Annotated in this window: 7 protein-coding genes; 3 read left to right on the top strand and 4 right to left on the bottom strand. The window is 68.7% G+C overall.

Features of this window, described 5'->3' with window-relative positions; genetic code table 11:
• Positions 1 to 86 precede the first annotated feature (86 nt).
• Together purQ and purS are read right to left on the bottom strand one after the other, a co-directional pair.
• Positions 87 to 761, bottom strand: coding sequence for a phosphoribosylformylglycinamidine synthase subunit PurQ (gene purQ, locus LDQ05_RS18725; RefSeq protein ID WP_226438461.1), 675 nt, complete (start codon positions 759 to 761; stop codon positions 87 to 89).
• A complete protein-coding gene (gene purS / locus LDQ05_RS18720; protein ID WP_226438460.1) occupies positions 758 to 1003 on the bottom strand; it encodes a phosphoribosylformylglycinamidine synthase subunit PurS in 246 nt (81 codons plus the stop codon). Before purS ends, purQ begins: the two co-directional genes overlap by 4 nt.
• Positions 1004 to 1158: 155 nt before the next feature.
• Here purS and LDQ05_RS18715 point away from each other — a divergent pair, with 155 nt between their 5' ends.
• Positions 1159 to 1803, top strand: coding sequence for an MBL fold metallo-hydrolase (locus LDQ05_RS18715; RefSeq protein WP_226438459.1), 645 nt, complete (start codon positions 1159 to 1161; stop codon positions 1801 to 1803).
• A 3-nt stretch (positions 1804 to 1806) separates the two neighbouring features.
• Here the strand turns inward: LDQ05_RS18715 and LDQ05_RS18710 are convergent, their stop codons facing one another.
• Both LDQ05_RS18710 and LDQ05_RS18705 read right to left on the bottom strand, forming a co-directional pair.
• Positions 1807 to 3447, bottom strand: a complete 1641-nt coding sequence (locus LDQ05_RS18710; RefSeq protein WP_226438458.1) for an FAD-binding dehydrogenase — start codon at positions 3445 to 3447, stop codon at positions 1807 to 1809.
• Positions 3448 to 3568: 121 nt separating this feature from the next.
• Positions 3569 to 4273, bottom strand: coding sequence for a DUF2334 domain-containing protein (locus tag LDQ05_RS18705; protein WP_226438457.1), 705 nt, complete (start codon positions 4271 to 4273; stop codon positions 3569 to 3571).
• 128 nt (positions 4274 to 4401) lie between these two features.
• Between LDQ05_RS18705 and LDQ05_RS18700 the strand changes: the two genes are divergently transcribed.
• Both LDQ05_RS18700 and LDQ05_RS18695 read left to right on the top strand, forming a co-directional pair.
• Positions 4402 to 5568 (top strand): cytochrome P450, encoded by a 1167-nt coding sequence (locus tag LDQ05_RS18700; protein ID WP_226438456.1) that lies wholly within the window; start codon positions 4402 to 4404, stop codon positions 5566 to 5568.
• 99 nt (positions 5569 to 5667) lie between these two features.
• On the top strand, positions 5668 to 7794 hold the full coding sequence (locus LDQ05_RS18695) for an NAD(P)/FAD-dependent oxidoreductase (RefSeq protein ID WP_226438455.1): 2127 nt from the start codon (positions 5668 to 5670) through the stop codon (positions 7792 to 7794).
• Positions 7795 to 7895 lie beyond the last annotated feature (101 nt).

Genomic DNA, 7895 nt, shown 5'->3' with positions numbered 1-7895 from the left:
TGACCGCGGGGAATTCCCCGCGGTCACCACCATTTCGCGTTGTTGTCGCCCGGGCGGGGCACGGTGCCCTGTCGCAGGCTCCTCGATCAGGCGTTCACGACCGCGTCGAGGACGCTGTAGAACATGCCCAGCCCGTCGTCGCTGGGGCCGGTCAGTGGTTCGGTGGCGTGCTCGGGGTGCGGCATCAGACCCACGACCCGCCCGTTCGCCGAGGCGATACCAGCGATGCCGCGCTGCGACCCGTTCGGGTTGTCGCCCGAGTAGCGGAACACGACCCGGCCCTCACCCTCGAGTTCGTCGAGAACCTGCTCCGACGCCTGGTAGCGGCCCTCACCGGACTTGAGGGGGACGAGGATCTCGGCGCCCGCCTCGTAGCGGGACGTCCACGCGGTGTTCGACGTCTCGACCTTCAGCCACTGGTCGCGGCAGATGAAGTGCAGGCCCTCGTTGCGGGTGAGCGCGCCGGGCAGCAGCCCGGCCTCGCAGAGCACCTGGAAACCGTTGCAGATGCCCAGCACCGGCATGCCACCCCGAGCGGCCTCGACAACCTTCCCCATCACCGGAGCGAATCGGGCGATCGCACCGCACCGCAGGTAGTCGCCGTACGAGAAGCCGCCGGGAACGATGACCGCGTCGACACCCCTGAGGTCGGCGTCGCCGTGCCAGAGGCTCACGGCCTCACCACCGGCGAGGGTGACCGCCCGCGCGGCGTCGACGTCGTCGAGGGTGCCGGGGAACGTGATGACCCCGATGCGGCTCATGCGTCACCGTCGATCCGGCGCACCGTCCAGTCCTCGATCACCGTGTTCGCGAGCAGTCCCTCGGCGATCTTCTCGAGCTCGGCGTCGTCGACGCTGCCGTCGATCTCGAGCTCGAAACGCTTTCCCTGGCGGACGTCGGTCACGCCCGCGAACCCGAGTCGCGACAGCGCCCCGACAATGGCCTGACCCTGGGGATCGAGAATCTCGGCTTTGGGCATGACTTCGACGACGACACGCGCCACGTGCTGCTCCTCGGTAGTAGTGCTGGCGCCCGGGAACGGACACCGGACATGCTGCAGTTTACCGGTCGGAAGCGCCGGACCGGCCACCGGTCCGTGCGCCTCCCCCACCCGAGAGTTCGTGCCCCTCCCCCAGAAGGCGGGGCATACTCGGCGACATGCGACTTACGCACTTCGGCCATTCCTGCGTACTCGTCGAACACGCCGGCGTCCGGATGCTGTTCGACCCCGGGAACTTCTCGCACGGTTTCGAGGGGATCACCGGTCTCGATGCGATCCTCGTCACCCATCGACACCCCGACCACGCCGACCCCGCGCGACTGCCGGCGCTGCTCGACACGAATCCGGGGGCCGCGCTCTACTCGGATCCGCAGTCGGCGGCGACACTGGAGGGTGACTGGACTGCGGTACGGCCCGGCGACGCGTTCACCGTCGGGTCGCTGACCGTCCGCGGCACCGGCGGGCGGCACGCCGTCATCCATCCGGATCTGCCGGTCATCGACAACACCGCGTACCTGGTGGGTGACGACGAGAACCCCGCGCGGCTGCTGCATCCGGGCGACTCCCTGTACATCCCGCACGAGACCGTGGACGTGCTGGCGCTGCCCGCCGCCGCCCCGTGGTTGAAGGTCTGGGAATCCGTCGACTACCTGCGCGCGGTGAACCCACGGGTGGCGTTCCCGATCCACATGGGGATCATCGCCGACCGCGCCGACGGCATCTTCTACGGTCGCTACGGCGAGATGGCACCGGAGGGCACCGAGTTCCGGGTGCTCCGATACGAGACCGACCAGCAGATCTGAACGTCACCGGGCGGCGCGACCGGCGGCCCGACCGGAGAAGATGCAGCCGCCGAGGAAGGTTCCTTCGAGCGCCCGATAGCCGTGCACTCCACCACCGCCGAATCCCGCGACCTCACCGGCGGCGAACAACCCGTCGAACACCGACCCGTCGGGACGCAGCACCCGCGACGACAGGTCGGTTTCGAGACCGCCGAGCGTCTTGCGGGTCAGCAGGTGCAGTTTGACCGCGATGAGCGGTCCGGCCTTCGGGTCGAGGATGCGGTGCGGTGACGCGATCCGCGCGATGCGGTCGGCCTTGTAGGCGCGTGCCGCACGCATCGCCACCACCTGCAGGTCCTTCGTGTACTTGTTCGCGATCTCACGGTCGCGGGCTTCGACGACCGACCGCACCGTCGCGTAGTCGAGGGGCGCTTCCGGGGCGAGCTCGTTCATGCCGGCGACGAGGTCGGCGAGGTTGTCGCGGACGACGAAGTCGACGCCGCGCCGCTTGAATGCCTCCACGGGACCGGGTGCGCCGGGCTTCACGCGTTGCAGTAGCAGTTTGAGGTCGCGACCGGTCAGGTCGGGGTTCTGTTCGGAGCCGGAGAGCCCGAACTCCTTCTCGATGATCTTCTGGTCGAGCACGAACCAGGTGTGGTCGTGGCCCGTGGTCATGATGTGCTCGAGGGTGCCGAGGGTGTCGAATCCGGGGAACAGCGGCACCGGTAGACGCTTGCCGGTGGCGTCGAGCCACAGCGACGAGGGGCCCGGCAGGATGCGGATGCCGTGGTTCGGCCACACCGGGTCGTAGTTGGTGATGCCCTCCGTGTAGTGCCACATGCGGTCGCGGTTGACGATGCTGCCGCCGGCCTTCTCGGTGATCCCGAGCATGCGGCCGTCGACGTGTGCGGGGACTCCGGTGAGCATGCTCTTCGGGGGCTCCCCCAGACGTTCGGGCCAGTTCGCCTTCACCAGTTCGGGGTTGCCGCCGATCCCGCCGGAGGTGACGATGACGGACCCGGCCGAGATCTCGAACTCCCCCACGGCGGTTCGTGACGATTTCACACCGCGCGCCGCGGTGCTCGGCTCGAGGACGGTGCCGCGGACACCGGTGACGGCACCGCCGGTGACGACGAGTTCGTCGACCTGATGACGGTGACGGAAGGTGACGAGACCTCGGTTCACGCCGTCGAGGACACGGCGGGCGAAGACATCGACGAGGGCGGGGCCCGTCCCCCACGTGATGTGGAAGCGGGGAACCGAGTTGCCGTGGCCGCCCGCGTCGTAGCCGCCGCGTTCGGCCCAGTTGACCATCGGGAACATCTTCAGTCCGCGGCGCGCGAGCCACGAGTACTTCTCACCGGCCGCGAACTCGACGTACGCCTGCGCCCAGCGGCGCGGCCAGCGGTCCTCGTGCTCCCGGTCGAACGCGGCCGTGCCCATCCAGTCCTGGAGCGCCAGGTCGTAGGAGTCCTTGATGCCGAGCCGCCGCTGGTCGGGGCTGTCCACGAAGAACAGTCCTCCGAACGACCAGAATGCCTGGCCACCAATGTTGTTCGCATTCTCCTGATCGACGAGGATCACCTTGCGTCCGGCGTCGATCAACTCGCACGTGGCGACCAGTCCGGCCAGCCCCGCCCCCACCACGATCACATCTGCGTCCATGATCGCTGACCTTACCGTCGGGTACGGCCGAGCGGGAGTGCCCTTGGACGTGTCTCCGGCGGCCCGTTCGACGCACGGCCCCGGCCCCCGACCGGCGAGACCGGCCCTCCCGGGGAGCGGGTCACGCCGCCTCGCGGGACTCCGAGCGTCGCCGCCACCGGTACACGGTGGGTTCGGCACCGTGATGGAGGGCGAGATCGACCGCATCGAGCATCGCCTGCCGCGGCCCCGGCGCGGCCAGGTGCTTCGCGGAGATCGCGAGCCGCAGCAGTTCACCGCGTCGAGCGACACGGCCGGCGCCGATCACCATGGCCCGGCACCACCACGGTTCGGCCTTGGCGCCCTGACCGATCCCATACACCCGCGACCGGACGACCGTTCCGCGTTCCAGGTCGTGGATTCCCGAAATATCGGCGAGCAACCGGAATCCGATCCGAGGCAACGCGGCGACCGCACCTTTCGATGCGGTCCACCGCGGCGGGGCGAACAGTCGCGTACGCAGCCCGGTGTCCTCGAGGACCCGGTCGGCGGCGAGCAGCCGCAGGGTCGCCTCGTGCTCCGGCAACGACGAGAACTCGGCTCGACGCCGCTTCGTGGCGGCCTGGTCGTACCCGTGGAGGACGATCGCGTCGCCACCCTCGCGACGTTCGAGGAGCCATTCCTGCGTCGCGGGATCCCGCACCAGACGGTAGTGGTCCGACAGGCGCGGCGCGACGAACAGCGACAGCGGAACACCGCGCGCATCCATCTCTTTCGCGAATCCGTCGACGACATCGCGGGTCGTGTCCCGGATCCCGGACACCGATACGATCATCCGTCCGCTCATGCACCCCACCCTGCACCACGCGGGTGAACGGAAACCGACGTGTGATGGAAACCTCGTCGCACAGTCCGATTTCGGGAGCACACTCGTAGGCGATCGAATTCCGGTAACCGGCACGAATGAGGTGGACGATGCCCGACGAACTACCCGTCGACTGGGATCCTCGCTCCGAGGAGGTCCAGGCAGACCAGATCGCGGCGTACGACGCGATGCGCGCCCGCTGCCCTGTCGCGCACAGCCCGTACCGGAACTGGACGGTGTTCGGGCACGCCGACACGATCCGCATCCTGGACGATCCCGCCACCTACAGCAACGCGGTGTCGGCGCACCTGTCGGTCCCGAACGGGATGGATCCCCCGGAACACACCGGGTACCGCGCGATCAACGATCGCTATTTCACACCCGACCGGATGCGCGCGTTCGAACCCGAGTGTCGCGACGTCGCCCGCACCCTCGTCGACGCCCTCCCCGACGGGGACACGGAGATCATGGCGGCGCTGGCGGAACCGTTCGCCAACCACATCCAGTGCCGGTTCATGGGCTGGCCCGACCGCTTGCACGAGCCGCTGCGACAGTGGACCCGCAAGAACCGGGAGGCGACCCGCGCGCTGGACCGCGAGGCGATGTCGGCGATCGCCGTGGAGTTCGACGGATACATCCGGGAGCAACTCGACGAGCGCCGCGCGGCCGCACCGGGCGCTCCCGCCGATGTCACCGCCGAACTGCTCGCCGATCGGGTCGACGACCGTCCGCTCACCGATCCCGAACTCGTGTCGCTGATCCGCAACTGGACGGTCGGAGAGCTCAGCACGATCGCCGCGTGCGTCGGGATCATCGTGCACCATCTGGCGGAGCACCCGGATCTGCAGTCGCAACTCCGAGCGGATCCGGGTCCGATCGCGGCGGCGTGCGACGAGATCCTGCGGATGCGGGCACCGTTGATCGCGAACCGCCGACGCACCACCCGTGAGGTGACGATCGGCGACCGGGTCGTTCCGGAGAACGAACGGATCATGGTGCTGTGGGCGTCGGCGAACCGCGACGAGAAGGTGTTCGGGGATCCCGACGAGTTCCGGCTCGACCGCGATCCGGACGACAATCTGCTCTACGGGCGCGGCATCCACCGTTGCCCCGGTGCGCCGCTCGCGCGTCTGGAGTTGACCGTTCTCGTCGAGGAGTTGCTCGCGTCGACGACATCGATCGATCCGGTTCCGGGCACCACCGCGCACCACGCCGCGTACCCCGCCGGCGGTTTCACCACGGTGCCGGTGACGATCGGCCGTGAAGCGGCACCGTGATCGGCGTCTACGCAGGTCCGGCAGTGTCGTGACGTCCCCCCGTCCCGGTCATCGGGATGTTTCCGCAGGCCGGCGACGGAGGGAATACCGTTCTCGGCTGTGACGAATGCACCGGTGACGTACTCCCATCTGCTCTCGCCCGGCACCATCGGCCCCCTCACGTTGAGCAATCGAGTGGTGATGCCGGCGATGGACATGAACCTGTGCGAGGACGGCGAGATCGAGCAGGGCGACATCGACCATTTCGCGGCTCGCGCCGCCGGCGGCACCGGCATGATCATCACCGGCTGCTGCGCCGTCGCCTACCCGGCGGGGTGCGCGAGCACGAAGGAGCCGGGCCTGTCGGAGGACCGGTTCATCCCCGGCATCAAGGCGCTCGCCGACGCCGTGCACGCCGCCGGCAGCACGCTGTGCGTGCAGATGACGCACCACGGCAAGGTCGCCCGCATCGACACCCTGCAGGATCGACCGCAGCTCGTTCCGAGCATGCCGAAGCCGCCGAGCGACATGAGTGCGTTCGCCGACAACACACCCGAGGAACTGAAGAAGATGGCCGCCATCATGGGCGGCAAACAGACCACCTACCACGTCGCGGACGCGGACGACATCGCGTGGCTGGTCCGCATGTTCGCGGAGGCTGCGGGTCGTGTGAAGAAGGCAGGTGGCGACGCCGTCGAGATCCACTGCGCCCACAACTACGTTCTCGGCGCGTTCCTGAGCCGCTACTCGAATCAGCGCACCGACGAGTACGGCGGGTCGCTCGAGAACCGTGCCCGGCTGGCGGTGGAGGTGGTCCGCGCGGTCAAGGCGGAGGTCGGCGACGACGTCGCGATCATCGTGCGCATCGCCGGCGAGGAGTACGGCGAGACCGACGGCCTGACCGTCGACGAATCCGCCCGTGCCGCCGAGATGCTCGAGGACGCCGGCGCCGACGCCATCCACGTCTCCGGTACCGCACTGAACGCGTTCGCGAACTTCACCGACGGTCCGCTGCCGGACAAGATCGGCTACTACGTCGACAACGCCACCGCCATCAAGCGGGCCGTGTCGATTCCCGTCATCACCGTCGGACGCATGCTTCCCGAGGTCGGCGAGAGGATGATCGCCGAGGGCAACACCGATTTCGTCGCGATGGGCCGCCAACTGCTCGCCGACCCGGAGCTCGTGAACAAACTGAAGTCCGGTCGGGTGGAGCAGATCCGCCCGTGCATCAACTGCTACGTGTGCGTGCAGGAGAACTTCTGGGACGACACCCCGATCTGCGCGGTGAACCCGGCGCTCGGCAACGAGGGTCTCGTACCGTTCGTGCGCGGCGCCGAGTCCAAGCGGGTCGTCGTGATCGGTGCGGGCCCGGGTGGGCTCGAGGCGGCGCGTGTCGCCACGGAGCGCGGGCACCGGGTCACCGTCGTCGACAAGACCGATCGTCTGGGCGGCACCCTGTGGTTCTCGTCGCTGACCACCCCCGACAACGGTCGCCTGCTTCGTTGGCTCACCACCGAGATCGAACGGCTCGGCATCGAGGTCCGGCTCGGCACCGAGGCCACCCCGGAACTGGTCCGGTCGCTGAACCCCGACGTCGTGATCGTCGCGACCGGCGCGGTCCGCGAACGACCGGGCATCCCGGGAGGGAACCTCCCGCACGTGCACACCGGCGACAGCATGCGTGCGCTCATGACCGGTTCGGGTGACGTGTCCGGCCAACCGCTGTTCCTGCGGGTGGCGAGCAGGCTCGGCAAGCTGGCGGGCATCACGCGCCGCGCCGAACGGATCCGATCCCTCAGCACCCGCTTCCTCAGGTTCCTGCCGATGGCGAAGGAGGTCGTCGTGATCGGCGGTTCCCTCGTCGGTCTCGAACTCGCCGAGTTCATGGCCGAACGCGGCAGCAAGGTCACGCTGCTCGCCGAGGGACAGCAACTCGGTGTGCCGATGGCGATGCCGCGCCGCTGGACCGCCGTCAAACACGCCCGTGAGTTGGGCCTGACGGTGCACCGCAACGCCACCGTGACCCGGATCGACCCGAAGAGCGTCGAGTTCACCGTCGACGGCAAGACGATGACGGCACCGGCGCGCATGGTGATCGTCGCGTCCGGGGTGTCGGCTGCCGCACCGCTCGCCGATCGGCTCGCCGATTCCGGTCTCGACGTCCGCGTCGTCGGCGACGCCGGGAAGGTCGACTACATCGAAGGTGCCGTGCACACCGCGTGGAAGGTCGCCACCGACATCTGATCCGAGACATCTGATCCGAGACATCTGATCCGGGCCTGCCCCGTACGACGACGCGGACACGGCGACCGACCGGGCCGACAACGATCTGGACCGCACCTCCG

The organism is Rhodococcus yananensis, from assembly GCF_020515525.1.
GTDB lineage: Bacteria > Actinomycetota > Actinomycetes > Mycobacteriales > Mycobacteriaceae > Rhodococcus > Rhodococcus yananensis.
Note: the sequence above shows the minus strand (reverse complement) of the source record. Positions and strands in the feature narration are given on the sequence as shown.

Bases quoted from the DNA above. Each gene is read 5' to 3' on its own strand.
- purQ (WP_226438461.1), bottom strand. From the start codon at position 761: ATGAGCCGCATCGGGGTCATCACGTTCCCCGGCACCCTCGACGACGTC.
- LDQ05_RS18715 (WP_226438459.1), top strand. From the start codon at position 1,159: ATGCGACTTACGCACTTCGGCCATTCCTGCGTACTCGTCGAACACGCC.
- LDQ05_RS18710 (WP_226438458.1), bottom strand. From the start codon at position 3,447: ATGGACGCAGATGTGATCGTGGTGGGGGCGGGGCTGGCCGGACTGGTC.
- LDQ05_RS18705 (WP_226438457.1), bottom strand. From the start codon at position 4,273: ATGAGCGGACGGATGATCGTATCGGTGTCCGGGATCCGGGACACGACC.
- LDQ05_RS18700 (WP_226438456.1), top strand. From the start codon at position 4,402: ATGCCCGACGAACTACCCGTCGACTGGGATCCTCGCTCCGAGGAGGTC.